This is a genomic window from Methylophaga sp. UBA5088 (assembly GCF_002414625.1).
Classification (GTDB): Bacteria; Pseudomonadota; Gammaproteobacteria; order Nitrosococcales; family Methylophagaceae; genus Methylophaga; species Methylophaga marina.
The window spans coordinates 54,456-71,883 of record NZ_DIAC01000011.1 but is presented as its reverse complement, the minus strand read 5'-3'; the positions used below and the strand labels follow the sequence as shown (position 1 = coordinate 71,883).

16 protein-coding genes and 2 pseudogenes are annotated in these 17,428 nt (G+C 45.6%); 13 read left to right on the top strand and 5 right to left on the bottom strand.

What is annotated here, in order from left to right; all coding sequences use genetic code 11:
• The 3 genes from B4K20_RS01880 to B4K20_RS01870 all read right to left on the bottom strand — a co-directional run.
• Window positions 1-527, bottom strand: a 527-nt coding sequence (locus B4K20_RS01880; RefSeq protein WP_289281692.1) for a PAS domain-containing protein, incomplete at its 3' end; no start/stop codon positions are given.
• A 2-nt stretch (window positions 528-529) separates the two neighbouring features.
• On the bottom strand, window positions 530-1,210 hold the full coding sequence (locus tag B4K20_RS01875; protein WP_289281691.1) for a response regulator: 681 nt from the start codon (window positions 1,208-1,210) through the stop codon (window positions 530-532).
• Window positions 1,207-2,376 (bottom strand): sensor histidine kinase, encoded by a 1,170-nt coding sequence (locus B4K20_RS01870; protein ID WP_289281690.1) that lies wholly within the window; start codon window positions 2,374-2,376, stop codon window positions 1,207-1,209. The genes B4K20_RS01875 and B4K20_RS01870 overlap by 4 nt, the downstream gene beginning before the upstream one ends.
• Window positions 2,377-2,679: 303 nt before the next feature.
• On the opposite strand from B4K20_RS01870, the gene B4K20_RS01865 reads away from it, so the two are divergent.
• The 5 genes and pseudogenes from B4K20_RS01865 (at window position 2,680) to dsbG (ending at window position 7,509) form a co-directional block, all read left to right on the top strand.
• Window positions 2,680-5,004: a DUF1989 domain-containing protein gene (locus B4K20_RS01865; protein ID WP_289281689.1), complete on the top strand. Its 2,325-nt coding sequence runs from the start codon at window positions 2,680-2,682 to the stop codon at window positions 5,002-5,004.
• A 38-nt stretch (window positions 5,005-5,042) separates the two neighbouring features.
• Window positions 5,043-5,789: pseudogene (locus B4K20_RS16945) on the top strand (PAS domain-containing protein); the annotation flags it as partial.
• Window positions 5,766-6,032: pseudogene (locus B4K20_RS01855) on the top strand (methyl-accepting chemotaxis protein); the annotation flags it as partial. The pseudogenes B4K20_RS16945 and B4K20_RS01855, both read left to right, overlap by 24 nt.
• A gap of 128 nt (window positions 6,033-6,160) precedes the next feature.
• Entirely contained in the window at window positions 6,161-6,577 is a 417-nt protein-coding gene (locus tag B4K20_RS01850) for a plastocyanin/azurin family copper-binding protein (protein WP_289281688.1), read from the top strand.
• Between the two features lie 155 nt (window positions 6,578-6,732).
• Window positions 6,733-7,509, top strand: coding sequence for a thiol:disulfide interchange protein DsbG (dsbG, locus tag B4K20_RS01845; RefSeq protein ID WP_289281687.1), 777 nt, complete (start codon window positions 6,733-6,735; stop codon window positions 7,507-7,509).
• Between the two features lie 45 nt (window positions 7,510-7,554).
• Here the strand turns inward: dsbG and B4K20_RS01840 are convergent, their stop codons facing one another.
• Window positions 7,555-8,523 carry a helix-turn-helix domain-containing protein gene (locus B4K20_RS01840; RefSeq protein ID WP_289281686.1) on the bottom strand — a complete coding sequence of 323 codons (969 nt, stop codon included), beginning with the start codon at window positions 8,521-8,523 and terminating at the stop codon, window positions 7,555-7,557.
• 179 nt (window positions 8,524-8,702) lie between these two features.
• Between B4K20_RS01840 and B4K20_RS01835 the strand changes: the two genes are divergently transcribed.
• From B4K20_RS01835 to B4K20_RS01805, 7 genes are all read left to right on the top strand, one after another.
• Window positions 8,703-10,115: an ethanolamine ammonia-lyase subunit EutB gene (locus tag B4K20_RS01835; protein WP_289281685.1), complete on the top strand. Its 1,413-nt coding sequence runs from the start codon at window positions 8,703-8,705 to the stop codon at window positions 10,113-10,115.
• Entirely contained in the window at window positions 10,108-10,974 is an 867-nt protein-coding gene (gene eutC / locus B4K20_RS01830) for an ethanolamine ammonia-lyase subunit EutC (protein WP_289281684.1), read from the top strand. The genes B4K20_RS01835 and eutC overlap by 8 nt, the downstream gene beginning before the upstream one ends.
• Window positions 10,975-11,027: 53 nt before the next feature.
• Window positions 11,028-12,395, top strand: coding sequence for an ammonium transporter (locus B4K20_RS01825; RefSeq protein ID WP_286303417.1), 1,368 nt, complete (start codon window positions 11,028-11,030; stop codon window positions 12,393-12,395).
• A 2-nt stretch (window positions 12,396-12,397) separates the two neighbouring features.
• Complete coding sequence (locus B4K20_RS01820) at window positions 12,398-12,565, top strand: hypothetical protein (protein WP_286303418.1); 168 nt, start codon at window positions 12,398-12,400, stop codon at window positions 12,563-12,565.
• A 570-nt stretch (window positions 12,566-13,135) separates the two neighbouring features.
• The gene (locus B4K20_RS01815; RefSeq protein ID WP_286303419.1) at window positions 13,136-13,417 is read left to right on the top strand and encodes a DUF3649 domain-containing protein; all 282 of its coding nucleotides are present in this window, start codon (window positions 13,136-13,138) and stop codon (window positions 13,415-13,417) included.
• Entirely contained in the window at window positions 13,414-15,054 is a 1,641-nt protein-coding gene (locus tag B4K20_RS01810; RefSeq protein ID WP_289281683.1) for a PepSY-associated TM helix domain-containing protein, read from the top strand. The genes B4K20_RS01815 and B4K20_RS01810 overlap by 4 nt, the downstream gene beginning before the upstream one ends.
• Window positions 15,051-15,386 (top strand): DUF3325 domain-containing protein, encoded by a 336-nt coding sequence (locus tag B4K20_RS01805; protein ID WP_286303422.1) that lies wholly within the window; start codon window positions 15,051-15,053, stop codon window positions 15,384-15,386. Before B4K20_RS01810 ends, B4K20_RS01805 begins: the two co-directional genes overlap by 4 nt.
• Window positions 15,387-15,424: 38 nt before the next feature.
• Here the strand turns inward: B4K20_RS01805 and argH are convergent, their stop codons facing one another.
• Window positions 15,425-16,807 (bottom strand): argininosuccinate lyase, encoded by a 1,383-nt coding sequence (argH, locus tag B4K20_RS01800; RefSeq protein ID WP_289281682.1) that lies wholly within the window; start codon window positions 16,805-16,807, stop codon window positions 15,425-15,427.
• A gap of 122 nt (window positions 16,808-16,929) precedes the next feature.
• On the opposite strand from argH, the gene hemC reads away from it, so the two are divergent.
• Window positions 16,930-17,428 (top strand): hydroxymethylbilane synthase (gene hemC, locus B4K20_RS01795; protein ID WP_289281681.1); only part of this gene is annotated, 499 nt, incomplete at its 3' end.

The following is a 17,428-nucleotide window of genomic DNA, read 5'->3' as shown; positions in this document are numbered from 1 at the left end:
GTAATGAGCTCACAGCCCTCACTCACATATTCCATACTCCAGCTGGCATTGTTTCTGGAGCGATACAACATGGCCGGCAGACGATCGACTAGGCTTTGTAAGCTCCGGTGGCTGGCATGACGCACTTCTTCATTTCGCACTTGTGGTGTGATGTCACACAAGGTGGCTGAAAGGGGATAGAGCTGGTCTTTATTGACAGATTGAATTCGCATTTCACACCAACGTAATTCACCACTCGCACTAATTAAGCGAAACCAGACTGTTTCATGCTGGTTTGGTGTGATTTTATTGAGTAGCTGTGACCAGCTAGGGAGCTCTTCTGGATGCAGAAAATCAGAAAACAAACGGCCAAGCGTTTGTTCAACGGGAATGCCGGTGATGGTTTCCCAATACTGATTAATAAATTGCACCTGATGCTGTTTGTCGAGTAACAACACCACATCATTCAAACTATTAAACAACTGCAGTAATTGTGTTTCTTCCGCTTGTGTTTGTGGATGACGGCGGGGCCATTTCAACAAGGTCATCTTTACATTTCCTTATCCAGCAACTCGGCAGAAAGGTTGCGGTGAGCCCAGGCTGCCAGTTCAAGTCGGGAGTGCAGGTTTATTTTACGCAACAGACTTTTTACATACACTTTAACCGTGCCATCACTAATACCCAGTTCACGGGCAATCAGTTTGTTATTTAGCCCTTTAGCTATAAAAAATAGCGTTTCACGTTCACGCTCAGTGAGGTGAGACAAAATGGTACTTGAGGGTGTGTCCTCATCTTCCTTATTTTCACGCAGATGACTGGCGAGAGAGGTGATGGCGCCGGCATTCATGGCGACATTCCCATGTAGAACCGACAGTAATTGCGACAAAATCTCATCAGGCGGTGTGTCTTTTTGCAGGTAACCATTAGCACCATAACGTAAGGCTTCGAGTAATTTATCCTGTTCATTACAAGCGGTGATAATGATGATTTTTAATTTATCGTCATGCTCACGCAGTTGTTTCAATACGCCCAGGCCCGACTTGCCGGGCATCTGCATGTCCAATAGTAAGATATCCGGGTAAGTATTCTCTATATTGTCGAGTAAGGCTTCAGCATTATCGTATTCGGCAATAACGGTCATTTCTTCACTGTCGTTGAGCAGTTCAACCACGCCACGACGAAATAAGGGGTGATCATCGACAACCACCACAGTAATTGGGGTATCACTCATTCATTCGCCTCCAGATCCAGGCTGAGATCAACCCGGGTGCCGCCTTCGGGACGGTTATTAATCTCTAAGCTGGCACCGATACGATCAGCCCGTTCTTTCATAATCTGCAAACCAAAACTATCACTTCGGGCGGCCTCTGGGTTAATGCCCGTTCCGTTATCTTCAATTTGAATATGTATGAGTGAGCTGGTTTTCAGGAGGAGTACCACACGTGCATGTGTGGCATGAGAGTGACGGACGATATTACTGAGGCTTTCACGAACGATATACAGCATTTGCATCGACTGCTGCGGTGACAACATATTTAGAGGCAGACGATTGTCCAGTTCGAATACGATAGCCGATTGATGTTCAAACTCTTTTATAGAATTAATCACACCCTGTGAAAGATTCTCACTTTGCATGGTCAGACGTGAGGAGGTGATCAGTTCGCGTGTTTGATGATAAGCGCATTGTGTATAGGAGGCTAAATCTTCTGTAATCGGTTTCAGTGAACTGAACTCATCCTGCTGACAGAGTTTATCCAGTTTCAGGCTTTTTAGACGTAAGTATCCTAATACCTGTGCCAGTGAGTCATGTAGTTCAGCCGCATACATCGCACGCTCGGATTCCAGGGCCTTTTTTAATTTGCTTTCCTTGTGATACCAGGCTTGTAAGCCTTTATATAAGGTGTTTTCAATGCTGGCGGTTTTCCACTTTAATTGTTTAGTACTCGGCACCGTGTCACGAAATAAAAATAAGGACCAGACGGTCAGATTGTCGTGCTCGAATAAACGGTTGGGGGCGACAGTCAGGCCATCTACTTCCATCATGTCACTGGTATTGGGTGCCTTACCGACAGTGAATAAGTGATGTAATGACTGCATCAGTTTTGCTGGTGGCGCTTGCTCCAGACCATGATGCATAAAGGTTTCAGAAGTAGACGGGTTACTGAACAAAATCAACAGCTCTGCTTGCTGTTTATGCGGAAATAGATCCTCCATCAGGGATTGGAGTGATTTTAGTACAACGGGCAGGGTTTCACTGATATGTTCAGCGGTGGCGAGTTTAAAGGCTAAGTCATTGAAGTCTAGAGAGGGTAATTCCTTATTTTTGGTGACAGCGCGTACTGTTTCACCAAACCAAGTCTGCCCATCTATCCAGCTTTTGAGTTTGATATTGATCATCTGTATTACCTTCGCAACGTCCACACCAGAAATGGAGTGGTCTGTCTTACGTTTGTTTTGTTCTGTAACAGCAGATTTTGTGCCATTTCACTGAGTATTTGCCGGGTTATAACTAATGGGATACTCCATCAGGAGGATTGAATTATGTTTACTGAAGGTAAATATTGTTAAACCTAGAGAAATTTATTTTTTTGTCAGACAGGCAGAACAATATTGTGCACTTTTCTGGTTCAGAGCCTGTTGAGCTTGCACCAGAGATGAACAAAAATCACGCCGGCTTATCGCTGGAAGACAAGGTAAAACATGTTAGAAATGATCGAAGAAGAATGGGATGAAGAGCGGTTTCTTAATCTGCAATCGCCGATAGATAGCCAACAATTTCGAGTTGAGGGACAGCAAGCGATCCGCTTGTCGTTACATGTGGGGGATGTGCTTGAAATCAACAGTGTCGATGGTGAACAGCCCGGCGAGTTAATTGTGTTGGATAAGCAAGGACAAGTGGTGCCTCAGTTATTAGATGCCCGCTCGCCAGTCAATGCAGAACATATTCAAAGGCAGTTGCAGCAGGAAGATCTGGCTGCGAAGGCCTTAGCTCAACAGTTCGAAAGCTGGCAGATTCATCCTGAGCAGTATCAGACGGTATTACGTGTTGAAGGTCATGAGTCTCCAAGCTTTGTTGCCTATGCTGACTTAACGGTCGTCATTGTCGCCGCTGGGGCCAGTATGTCTATCGAAGAACATACACCACCGACTGAATTACAGGTAGTGGTGAAATATGCGGATCCGTTGGCCGAAGTGCTACCTGAGCCACTAGCTGAGATCAAACAAGAAATACGCATTCCTCGTGCATCTGCTCGCACCTATGAAGTAAAAAAGGGCGAATGGATTCAGATTATCGATGTTTCTGGTAAGCAATGTTCTGACTTTATCGCCTTTGACAAACAGGCCTTAGAGCGCGGTGAAGAGATTGGGCTGGATGCGACGGCAACGCGAACCGTTATAGGCTTGAGTAATCCTGTGCCTGGTCTGCATTCCCGTTTTCTGGGACCGGACATGATGTCGATGGTCGAAGTCGTACAAGACACCGTTGGTCGTCATGATAGTTTCCTCTTCGCCTGCACAGCCAAATATTACGAAGACAGTGGTTATTTTGGTCACATCAGTTGTACTGAAAACTTCAATAACGTACTCAAGCCATATGGCATCAAGCCTCGTGCTGGATGGCCAGCGATTAATCTATTTTTTAATACTGGTATTGAACCTTGCGGCACGGTGTTTATGGATGAGCCCTGGTCTCGTCCTGGTGATTATGTACTGATGAGGGCAGATAAAGATCTCGTTTGTGCCTCATCAGCTTGTCCTGATGATATTGATCCGGCAAATGGCTGGATTCCGACAGATATTCACGTCCGCATTTATGGGGAAGAACACTCTTTCCCTCGTTCTATTGCCCATCGAATTACTGCTGAGGAGCATCCTCGTATGACCAAAACATCTGGCTTTCATAGCCGTACATCTGCCTTAACCAAGAAATTTATTGAATATGCCGGCTATTGGGTCGCAGCTGAGTATGAAGGTTGGGGTGCCAACGCAGAATATCTAGCGTGCCGTGAACGCGTTGCCGTACTGGATTTAACCCCCCTTCGTAAAATCGATATTACTGGTCCTGATGCAGTGGCCTTTTTGCAGTATGTGCTGACACAAAATGTACGACGTATGGCGGTGGGTGAAATTGCTCACTCAGCGATTTGTCTGGAAACCGGCGGCATGATTGATGACGGTACTATTTTCCGTATGGCTGATCAGGCTTATCGCTGGTTCTGTGGTGATAGTTACACCATGGTCTGGATGGCTGAAAAAGCCAAAGAAAAAGGCTTTAAAGTCAGCATTCGTAACGCAACGGAGCAGATTCATAACCTCGCTGTACAGGGGCCAGATAGTCGCGAATTACTCAGCCAGATTATCTGGACATCAGAAAGTCAGACCTCAGTAGAAAAACTGAAGTGGTTTCACTTCACCATTGGGCGTTTAGGTGGGCCTGATGGTGTGCCCGTGATGGTGTCTAGAACCGGTTATACCGGTGAGTTAGGTTATGAAGTCTGGTGTCATCCGGATGCGGCTGAATCTTTATGGGATGCAGTGTGGCAAGCAGGGCAACCCTTTAATATCGCCCCGATGGGCTTTGATGCACTGGATATGTTACGTATTGAAGCGGGTCTGAGCATGGCGGAATATGAGTTTGGCCCAGATGTCACTCCATTTGAGGCGGGAACCGGATTCAGTGTGCCATTAAGTACAAAAGATGAGGATTTTGTCGGCCGTGAAGCATTGGCTCGGGAGAACCCAGAAAGCCGACACAAATTAGTTGGCCTGATTCTTGATGGTGGAGATCCTGCAGCTCATGGTGATTTGGTGTATCAAGGTCGATTTCCAGTAGGCATTGTGACAAGTGCCATTATGTCGCCTTTGTTAGGTAAACAAATTGCGATGATTCGTGTTGCCCCGGAGTTTGCAAAACAAGACACACGGCTGGAAGTAGGTAAGCTGGATGGTATTCAGAAACGTTTGGGAGGTCTGGTCACAAAACTGCCTTTTTATGACCCAAAACGTGCCCGGCTGCTTTCCTAGGTTCAGCCTTTATAACTGTTTATAAAAGGAAACGTTGTATGGGGTGGAAGCTGTTTAATACTGGGCGTTTACAGTATGTTTCTGAGTCAATTTTATCGGTTGTTGATAAGTCGATCGAATCGCCGTTTAAACGTTTGCCAGTGTGGATGCATAGTTATTTGCGAGCCCCGATAGATCGTATTGGCGACTATCTGTCCTCTTTGCAAAAGGCCCATCAGGCTGAAGTAGAGCAGTTGAACCATAACCACCAACAGCGTTTGATAGGACAGCGGCAAACGTTTGAGCACGAACTGGACGCGCTCCGACAACAATCAGATTCATTGAATCAAACCTTGTCTTCTTTGTATTCAGAAATGGATCATTTGCAAAGTGAAAACCGACGCTTATCAGGTGAGGTGGATAATAATAACTTAGCTAAGTCAGCGTTGACTGAGGGTGTTTGGATGTTAACGCTGGTAAATGGTGATCCTGATGATGAGAAAAGTGTCATTACTTGGTCAGAACAATTCCGAGAGTTGTTAGGTCACAAACGTCAGGAGGATTTTCCAGATGGGTGGGATAGCTGGTTAAAAGCTATTCATCCTGAAGATATGGATGCGACCCTGGAAGCGTTCACAAAACATATTAATGATAAAACGGGTAGCACGCCTTATGTTGCCGAGTATCGTTTAAAAATGGCGTCGGGTGAGTATGTCTGGTTTCGTGAGCGGGCGGCGACCATTCGTAATGAAGAGGGAGTGGCTGTGAAGTCAGCAGGAGCGATTCGCAATATCAGCCATGAGTACAGTGCTCGTGAGCTGCATACCATGGAAATGGAGCGTGCCGAAACCCGTATGACGGAAATCCTCACGGTTGCGGATGTGATCACCGAAATTACTCAGCAAACCAATCTATTAGCCTTAAATGCCGCTATTGAGGCTGCCCGTGCTGGTGAAGCCGGGCGCGGATTTGCTGTCGTGGCAGATGAGGTGCGTAAGCTGGTCTACCGTACCGAAGAGGCGAATGACAAAATACGGACAATGGCTCAGGCCGAACGTTAACTTATCCGAGTTTACATAACTTTACCCAGCTTAGCTGAACTATGTCTTACATAATCATGACGTACTTATGAGTCCTTCACTATTGGGATGTGAATTCATAATAAAAAGGAGAAAAAATGAGTACGTTAAGAAAAAGTTTAACTGTCATGACCTTGGCCACACTATTGATCAGTGGTGCGGCATTTGCAAAACAAACCACGGTGAAAGCGGAAGGCACGAAATTTGACCCACTGATTGTTAATGTAGAGCCTGGGGATACGGTGAACTGGACCAATATGGATATTCATAATGTGCACTTTATGTTTCAGCCAGATGGGGCAAAAGATTTCAAATCTGAGATTGGCCAAAATGTCTCAAGAGAATTTAGTAAAGAAGGTATTTATGTATATCAGTGTGATCCGCATATTGGTCTAGGTATGGGGGGCGCTGTGGTTGTCGGCCATGCCACAAACTTAGATGACTTAAAAGCGGCAAAATTACACGGTGGATTAGGCCGAATTGCACATAAAGTCATGAAAGCTGAATCGAAATAGCTTATTTCCCTTCTGATTTTCTCTCTCGTAAAAAGGCGCTCGTTTGAGCGCCTTTTTGTATTTTGAGCGTTTATATTACTGGCTGAGTAAACTAATTCCTTTTTTTGCTGACTTACACTCACGTCATTAAACACTTAAACGGATTCGGAATTCTGATGAAAAAAATCTTCGTTGGCCTCTTGGTCGCCATTTTTCTCGCAACGATTAGCTTTTATTTTCTCAACAAACAGTCTGATACGGCCAAGCAGGAAAATGTGTTGTCATACATCGAGCAGCAGGGTGTGACCATCATCGATAAGTTTGACACCCCCTCTGAGCTGACTGGCTATGTGGGTAACTATAAAGACGAAGCAATGAGTATTTATGTCACCCCGGATAAACGCCATGCCGTTATCGGCGATTTAATCGATACAGAGGGTAAAAATCTGGGGGCAGATGCGATTAATCAACTGATAACCAAACCGAAAAATGAAAAGTTATGGCAACAACTCGAAGAAATGGACTGGGTGCAAGATGGGGATAAAAACGCGCCGCGAATTGTGTATACCTTTTCTGATCCGTTTTGTCCTTATTGCCATAAATTCCGTGACATGGCTGAACCTTTCATTGCTGAGGGTCAGGTTCAATTTCGTCACATCATTGTGGGGATTCTCCAGAAAAACAGCTTAGCGGTTGCGGCGACGATTATGGGATCTGACTCACCCGAACAGGCTTTTCAGCAACATCGCCAATCGGTTAGACAAGGCGGTATCGCTGTTGATAATGCGAAGGCTTCAAAAGGTAATGATGCGGTGATGGCAAATAATCAGCTGCTGGAGGAGATGCATACGCATGCCACGCCGACCAGTATATATCGGGATAAGGACGGTGAGATTCATGTCGTTGAAGGTATGCCAGTGCAGCAGGAGCTTAGTCAGATTTTTGAGGAGTAAGGGCTTAAGCGAGATTGAGGAAGAAGCCATCCATGGCTGGACGTGTTAGTTGTGTCGACGTGAGATGGTAATAGACGGATTTTCGCCAAATAACTCCGTGTAGTCGTGAGTAAATTGCCCGGCATGGGTAAACCCCCAGTGCTGAGCCACCATGGCGATGGTTTCATCTTCCTGCAAACCTTGTAATAGTCGTCGCCTGACAGCGTTTAATCGGGCCATTCGAATAAACTTAACCGGGCTGATATCGAGCACATCTTCAAAACTGTATTGCAGCGTTCGGCGGCTGACATGAGCCAGATCACAGAGTTCTGTAATCGTCACGTGTTTACTCGGGTTGGCATCCAGATAGGCCGTGACTTTTTCAACCACGGCGCGACGTTTACTAAAACTGGGCTTTTCGTTGCTGGGCCCATTTTTTTGAAGCACTTCAAGCATAGCCATCATAAGATTGTCCTCTTGGATGCGTCTGCTGATATCACTTTGAGCGGGTGAAATGACGTCGTTCAAAACATGTCTTAATTGATTAAGTTTGTGTGACTCCCACACTTTAAGGGGGGAGTTGATGGCATGACTATCAAGCTTGATGCCTTGTTTTTCTGCCACCAGCTGTAGACTGTCCTGGTTCACCACTAACCCATAAATATCAAAGTCTTCGGGTGTGATGAGCTCAAATTGGGTATTGCCAGGGCGTATCATCAGTTGATTCTTTTCAACCTGATGGCCGTTGATTCGGCATGACTTCTCATCGGCTGCAAACCCCATCCATATGGCATTTGGCCAAACATTACATTGCTGACGAATAGCTCGACTGGTGTGTTCACGAAAGGCATGAACATGCTCAAACATCACCTCTTCAATACGCCCGTAAAACTGACCCATACTGATTTGATCGAATTGTTGTTGCCAGGCTTTTAGGTTATGAGCTTGTTCATCGGCATCATCTGCCTCCAGTACGCACCAACGCGTAGCGGTTGCGCTCTGTTTCGGTGCAAATTTTATATTTTCCTCTGTCATTTGCTCCCCTCGTTTATTTTGTTATATCCGCATTATGTGAATAAGTTGCTGAATCACAAACTAAAAAACATTTGCCAAATTTCGATAGTCACCCGGTATAAATCTCGCAAGTTCACATTAGGAAACTTTGTTTACTTAAAGGCAAAATTTATTCCAAGTATTGGGAATTAAAGCAGTTTATGACACAGACATATCGTTACCAATTAGGCACAAAGACCTATCAGTTCGTTGATTTAGCTGAACTGATGGCCAAAGCCACGCCTGCTCGTTCAGGCGATAGCTTGGCCGGTGTCATGGCTGAAACGGCAGAACAACGTGCTGTGGCTCAGTTGCTGTTGGCAGAAGTGCCATTAAAAAATTTCCTTAACGAAGCACTCGTGCCTTATGAAGAAGATGAAGTCACCCGACTGATTATCGATGAGCATGATGTGAATGCGTTTGAGCCCATCTCACACATGACCATCGGCGACTTTCGTAATTGGCTACTTTCGGATAAAGCCAGCAGCGACATGCTAAACCAGATACGAGCTGGAGTGACCCCAGAAATGGCGGCGGCAGTATCAAAAATTATGCGGAATCAGGATTTGATTCTGGTCGCACAAAAATGCCGTGTAGTGAGTGCATTCAGAAACACGATTGGTTTACCCAAACGATTATCAACACGTCTGCAACCGAATCATCCCACTGATGATGTGAACGGTATTGCGGCCAGTATTCTGGATGGCCTCCTTTATGGATCTGGTGATGCGGTGATTGGCATCAATCCGGCAACAGACAACGTGGCGCAAGCAACGCGTCTGATGCAATTGATGGATGAAGTGATTTCTTTATATGAGATTCCTACCCAGTCCTGCGTGTTAACGCATGTCACCAACACGATTGAGTGTATTGAAAACGGTGCGCCAGTGGATTTGGTATTCCAGTCCATTGGTGGCACGGAAAAAACCAACAGCAGTTTTGGCTTTAATTTAGCCACCCTGGCTGAAGCACAACAAGCAGCATTATCTTTGAACCGAGGCACGGTCGGACAAAACGTTATGTATTTTGAAACTGGGCAGGGCAGTGCTTTATCGGCTAATGCTCATCATGGTCTGGATCAACAAACCTGTGAAGCCAGAGCCTATGCCGTTGCCAGAAAATTTAATCCTTTACTGGTGAATACCGTGGTGGGCTTTATCGGTCCTGAATATCTGTTTGATGGTAAAGAAATTACCCGTGCAGGCTTGGAAGATCATTTCTGTGCCAAGTTATTAGGTCTGCCAATGGGCTGTGATGTTTGTTACACCAACCATGCTGAAGCTGATCAAAATGATATGGATAATCTGCTGACGCTATTGGCGACAGCAGGGTGTTCTTTCGTGATGGGCATTCCCGGTTCGGATGACATTATGCTCAATTATCAGACCACCTCATTCCATGATGCTTTGTATGCGCGTCGCGTCTTAGGTTTGGGGGCGGCACCTGAATTTGAAAAATGGCTGGAAAAAATGCAAATCATGACCGATGCCGGTCATGCCAAGTTATCAAACCAGTTACCGCCAGCCTTTGCCGGCACCTTGAGAGGCTTAGCCACAGGAACGAATGATGGTTAAGGAAGATAGACTCACTCATCTCAGAGTAAAAAAAGATGACGCTATCGTCACCGATAACCCATGGCGTCGTCTGCGTGAATTCACGGCTGCCCGTATTGGCTTGGGGCGTGCTGGTGTAAGCACACCGACGCGTGAATCACTTGAATTCCAATTAGCACATGCTCAGGCCCGTGATGCGGTGCATACCGAACTGGACTTTGATGGTTTACAACAAGACCTCATTGCCTTAGCAGATAAATACCCGTTGTTAAACCGTGAAGCACCTTTAAAGCTGCATAGTCAGGCAACCGATCGCATGACGTATTTGCAGCGTCCGGATTGGGGAAGACAGCTGGACGAAGCCAGTCTTGCAGCACTTAAACCACACCAAGCTTCTGAACCTTACGATTTAGCCATTGTGATTGCTGATGGTTTATCAGCCACGGCGATTAAAGAAAACGCTGCGGTATTTATTGAAACCTTAGCTCAAGCCATGCAAGCCAGTGAACAAGCTTACTCACTCGCACCTATCGTTATGGTGGAACAAGGCCGTGTCGCCGTGGGGGACGATGTTTGTGAAGCCTTAAACGCCAAGGCCGTTTTAGTGCTGATTGGCGAACGTCCGGGATTGAGTTCGCCCGATAGCTTGGGACTGTACCTGACCTGGGGGGCCAAACGTGGCCTGAGCGATGATAAACGTAACTGTATTTCCAATGTAAGAAAGGCGGGACTTTCTTATTTTGCTGCGGCTCAGAAAAGCCTTTATTTGCTGACTGAGGCCCGCAGACTCCAGTGTTCTGGCGTTGCTATCAAGGATCGCTCTACCGATAAGATTATTGATAGCAACGCCGTTCAAACCAGCTTTTTGCTGGATAAGTAAGCCAACCAACAAGGTGGATAGGTATTAATGTTAACTAATAAGAGGATAGAAAGATGGACAATGCGCCAACGCTAGAATCCTTGCAGGCAACGCTCGACGCCCAGCAAGCGGTTTTTCAAATGCATCAGTCTATGAATGTCGAAGTGTTCTACTGGTGGTGTACCGCCATTATGATCATGATTCATGCTGGTTTCCTGGCCTATGAAATGGGGGCCTCACGTAGTAAAAATGCTTTAGCAGCGGGTATTAAAAATATTCTTGCTTTAGCGGTCATTATTCCCACGTTTTATTTGTTTGGCTGGTGGATATATAACGCTTTCCCGAATGGCTTTATTCCTATTGAGGCAGCGGGTGCCTTACCTTGGGCACAAAGTATGGGACCTGATGTCACCGATATGGGAACCGGTATTTTCTGGGCAGCGTTTGCCATGTTTGGTGCCACCACCGGTTCGATTTTATCCGGTGCGGTTATCGAACGGATTCGTGTCAGTGCGTTTTTGATTCTGACTGTGTTCTTGGGTAGCGTGGTTTGGATACTGGCTGGTGCCTGGGGTTGGCATCCAGATGGTTGGTTACTGACTGACTTGGGCTATCATGATGTCGGCGCGTCTGGTGTTGTGCATGCTGTGGCTGGTTTCTTCACACTGGGTGTACTGATCAATTTAGGCCCACGTGTAGGTAAATTTATCAACGGTGTGGCACAGACTATTGCTCCACATAGCTTACCTATGACGTTAATCGGTTTGATGATGATCATCTTCGGTTTCTTCGGATTCCTGGGCGGTTGTATCATCTTTAACGGTGGTGAAACAGGTTGGACAACCATTTACGGCAACCCAACTAACTTATCAGCGTTTGCCTTTAATACATTAATGGGCTTTGCGGGTGGTGTCATTGGTTGTTACATCGCTAGTCGCGACCCATTCTGGACAATGTCTGGCGGTCTGGTGGGTATCATTTCTGTCGCAGCCGGTTTAGATCTTTATGATCCTGAATTAGCGTTCATTATTGCTGTAGTAACAGGTGTATTAGCGGTTAAATTCGCTAAATTGATCGAAAATTTCGGTATTGATGATGCGGTAGGTGCTGTTTCAGTTCATGGCTTCACGGGTGTATGGGCAGTATTCTTAGTCGGTGTGTTTGCCGACGGTATGCCTAACGTGGGTGACTTGCCTGAGATTTCATTAATGGGGCAAACAATTGGTGCCATTGTCATGGCAGCAGTGGGCTTTATTCCAGGTTACGGTATTTCATTGATTCTGAAAAAAGCCAATGCATTACGCGTACCGAAAGAAGCGGAAGAGCTGGGCTTAGATGAAGTTGAAATCATTGCCAAGCCTTACCCAGAAGTGCATGGTGTCCCTGCGGTGACATCAAGTGACGTGCCAAATAAATTGGCTAACTCAGAACCAGGAGTGTAATTATGGGAACATCAATTAGTTCATGGGAAAACGTAGGGGCTTATTTTACTTTTGCTGATAATCCACTTGCTCTAGGCCTGTTCACTGTTGGTGCTGCAGCCATCATAGTGGGTCTGATTATCTCGATAGCAAAACATGAAAATGAAGCGTTCGAGAAAATTGAAAAATAAGCCAGGCTTAAACATGACCTAGTCATGTATCAAACAATAACCCCGATCTTGTATCGGGGTTATTTTTTATAAGCAGTAACTTTTTGTGGCATTCAAAGCAGTGTGACCCGACCTCTACCACTGATACCAATGAACTAGCACCCAGACTGAATACCATAATAAAGATTTCACTTAATCACATTTTTAACAGTCAATATGGCCATTGTTTCTAGCATGGCTGATTTTGAAATTATTCTTCTCCAAATACCTTTCGATATCAAAAATAAGCGGCATTTTGATTCTATTGATCGACTATCCAACATCTGTCTGAAAATAAGAGTGAAGACTGATAATCAATAAATCTAAATGCATATAATTATTATTTGATGGTAATATCTACCTTTAAATTAATCCAGCTTTATAAAAAGTGAAAAATTGCACTTTTTATCTGCTTTAAACGACATAGATAGAGAGTACACGATTGTTCTCTTATTTTACGGTCAGTCCTCTCATGTGAGTTGAGGACAGGCGTTCATGTCTATCTGCAGCTAAAACTATAATTAGATCAGCCATTTGAGAGTTATCTCCAATATGCAATTACCTTATCCACTCAGAATTCTGTCATTGGTTCTGGCCGCCACGGTAGGCGGGTATTTACTGACGTCCGCCGTTATCATTTTTTTATCAGCTATTGTGCCAATGGAAAAACCACATGCCATCGTGGCCGTGAGCCTTTTTAGTTATGCAATTTATACAGCAGCTGTTATTTGGGTCTTTACTGTTAGAAATAGCAAGCGCGCTTGGTTAGGTATGTTGATTCCAACAGTCTTGCTCGGTGGTGCAGGGATGCTAATTTCCAAGGTGGCGTCATGAGTGAGTTAACGAAGCCAGTGAAAGAACAGGAATCGTTTCGTCAGGCGATGGGCTGGTTACATACCTGGGGTGGGTTGCTTGCCAGTTGGGCCTTATTCACGATCTTCCTTACGGGCACGATTGGTGTGTTTGATGTTGATATCACGAAATGGATGAAACCAGAGGCAGCCGTTGTATCCGATTTTGATCAAACTGCGATGACCGAACAGCAACGTGTTGATACGATAAAGAAAGGTCAGGCTTATCTTGAAAAACATGTTCCTGATAGTCATTTCTGGGGGATTGGACTGCCAACGGAAACAGAGCCAGGAATACGTCTGTTCTGGCGGGATGAGCAGAATGAATTTCAACATGCCTTACTGAGCCTGGAGAATGGTGAACTCATGCCAGCCGCTGAAAATCGCGAAACGGAAGGGGGGCATCATTTTGTGCATATGCATTATGAGTTTCATGCGGGTATGGCAGGCATCTGGCTGGTCGGCTTTTTTACCATGATCATGCTGGTGGCCTTAATTACCGGCATCATTATTCATAAACGTATTTTCAAAGATTTTTTCACCTTCAGACAAAAGAAAGGTCAGCGTAGTTGGTTAGATGGACATAATGCCTCCGCTGTTTTAACGCTGCCTTTCCAATTGATGATTGCTTACACCGGTTTGGTGGTCTTTTTATCGATTTACATGCCTGCAGGTGTATTAGCTAATTACAGCAATCCACAGGTATTCTTTTCTGAACTGCTTGATGAGCCCATGCACAGAGCAGAAACAGGCGTGAATGCAGATGTGGTGGATTTATCCATTTTGTTCCAGCGAGCAGAAGTGATGATGGGTAAACCCGGACGATTTATGAACGTAGAGCACCCGGGAGACAGTAGCGCTGTGACCAAGGTGTTTGGATGGTTTGATGAAAAAGACTATGAAGGGCAATTATTGAGGGATGAAATTGGCAGTGTTCAGTTTGATGCGACCAATGGTGATGTGATGCATCTGAACCCACCAGGTGAATACGATAAGGGCACGCCCATGGCATCACAACGTGTGATGCGTATCATGCACTTTGCCAACTTTGGTGGCTACAGCGTTCGCTGGTTATATTTCATTATGGGTATGGCGGGTGCGTTGATGATGGCAACCGGCGCCATCTTGTTTCTGGTGAAACGGCGTCAGAAATCATTGAATGAGTTTGGCTCGCAAACTGCTCGCGTTTATCGGGTAATCGAGGTACTGAATATCGCTGCTATCAGTGGTCTTGCGGTGGCTTGCATGGCTTATTTCTGGTTGAATCGTTTGATTCCGGTCGATATCGCTGATCGGGCATCCTGGGAAATAAAAGGCTTTTTTTATCTCTGGCTAGCCATGCTGTTTCATGCCGCTTGTCGACCTGGCATGAAAGCCTGGTTTGAACAATGGAGTCTCTTTACCTTACTGGCATTGTTGTTACCTGTCATGAACCTGCTGACAACCGGACATTGGCTACCATCCTACTGGCTGGCAGGAGACTTGAGCAGTGTCGGCTTTGAAGTGACCGTATTGGTGTTCGGTTTGATGAGTCTGGGGCTGGTGTTATTTTTACGCCGTAAATTAACTGCACCTGAACGCTACTCTAAGCCCGCAAAACGTTCGGAGGCGATATCATGAGTGTGGCGATGATGATGAGCGTGGCTCTGTGTTATGCCGCGATGAGTGGTTTGAGTCTGGCGATGCCAAGACATTTAATGGATGTGACTGATAGACGTTTAACTGCTACACAGATACGGGTTTTACGCTGGACAGCAAGTCTTGTGCTGATATTAGCTTATTTACCCATGTGGCAGGTGTGGGGAGCAGGAACCGGCTTTGTGATTTGGGTATCGATATTGTCTGTGACCAGCGTAGTATTGGTGTTACTGCTGTCTTATTGGCCAAAGTGGGCGGTCAGAATCGCTTTTCTGATGATGTTATCGGCCAGCGTTTTGTGGTTGATGCAGTAACGACTAGATGATCGTTACTGCATCGGTGTAACTCTTGTTTAACGTTGACTGCGTGCTTTTTTTATCGCCGCTTTAACCTGTTCTGGTGCTGTACCACCTAAGTGGTCACGAGCAGCGACAGAACCTTCTAATGTCAGCACGTCAAACACGTCTTCATCAATATTGGCAGAAAATTGCTGTAGTTCAGCCAAGGTGAGTTCAGACAGATCTTTTTTGTGTTTGATGCCATAGGCGACCGATAAACCCACCACTTCATGTGCATCACGGAATGGTGTGCCTTTACGTACCAGATAATCAGCCAGATCAGTCGCTGTGGCATAACCTCGTAATGCAGCCTGACGCATATTGTCTGCCTTCACTGTAATGACTGACATCATATCTGCATAAACTCGTAGTGAACCTAATAAGGTATCAATAGTGTCGAACAAGGGTTCTTTGTCTTCCTGATTGTCTTTGTTGTATGCCAGAGGCTGGTTTTTCATTAAGGTCAGTAAGTTAAACATATTGCCGTAAACACGGCTGGTTTTACCGCGGATTAATTCAGGCACATCCGGATTCTTTTTCTGCGGCATGATGGATGAGCCGGTACAGAACGCATCACCTAAATCAACAAAATCAAACTGCGCCGATGACCAGATAATTAACTCTTCTGAGAAACGGGATAAGTGCATCATCAGAATCGAGGCGAAGCTATTGAACTCAATGGCAAAGTCACGGTCACTGACCGCATCCAAAGAGTTTAAACAGATACGATCAAAGCCTAATAAGCTGGCGGTCATTTCACGATCAATCGGGAAAGTGGTGCCAGCAAGGGCGGCTGCACCCAAGGGCAGGCTGTTTGCTCGTTTAGCACAATCCTGCAGGCGTTCAGCATCTCTAACGAGCATTTCGTACCAGGCCATCATGTGATGACCAAAAGTCACTGGTTGTGCTGTTTGTAAATGAGTAAAACCGGGCATGATAGTCTCGGCTTCACGTTCAGCAACGTTGAGTAAGGCTTCTTGCAAACGATTAAGCTGCTGACCGATAGGCTCAATCATATCGCGTAGATAAAGGCGCACATCAGTGGCTACCTGGTCATTACGTGACCGGCCAGTGTGAAGTTTTTTACCGACCTCACCGATCAGGGCGATAAGACGAGCTTCGATATTCATGTGCACATCTTCTTGAGCGATAGACCACTCAAAGTCGCCGTTCTCAATTTCTTGTTCGATTTGTTGTAAGCCCGCAATAATTTGATCGCGTTCGTCTACTGTCAGTACCTTGACTTCAGCCAGCATGGTGGCGTGCGCAATTGAGCCACGAATATCCTGACGGAACATACGCTGATCAAATTGCACGGAAGCGGTAAATTCTTCGACAAACTTGTCGGTAGGCTGCGTCAGTCTGGCAGATGAGAGTTTTTTATTGGCTGTAGTCATATCAATCAGATTAGGCTCGTTGAAAACAGGGCGTCATTATAACGCGGATAGTCGAGAGTCAATGCGTGAAATGCTAGAATCGACTTTATTTATTAACGACAACGCTGAAGTGACCTTATTCCATGACTAAAAGAATCGTTCGTATTGCCACTCGCAACAGTCCTCTTGCCATGTGGCAGGCTGAATTTGTTAAATCACGCTTATTAGAATTACATCAGAATATTGAAGTTGAACTGATCGGTATGAAAACCCAGGGCGATATCATACTGGATACTCCCTTGGCAAAAGTGGGCGGTAAGGGGCTTTTTGTTAAAGAGCTGGAACAAGGCATGTTAGATGGACGTGCGGATATTGCTGTGCATTCTATGAAAGATGTGCCAGTTGAGTTTCCGGAAGGTTTGCATCTGCCTGTTATCTGTCAGCGTGAAGATCCGCATGATGCGTTTGTTTCCAATCATTATCAAAGTATCGATGAAATGCCTCACGGAGCCCGTTTAGGCACATCCAGCCTGCGTCGTGAATGCCAGGTGCGTACTCACCGTCCGGATCTGGAAGTACTGCCTTTACGCGGTAATGTGAATACCCGTTTACGTAAACTCGATGATGGTGAGTTTGATGCCA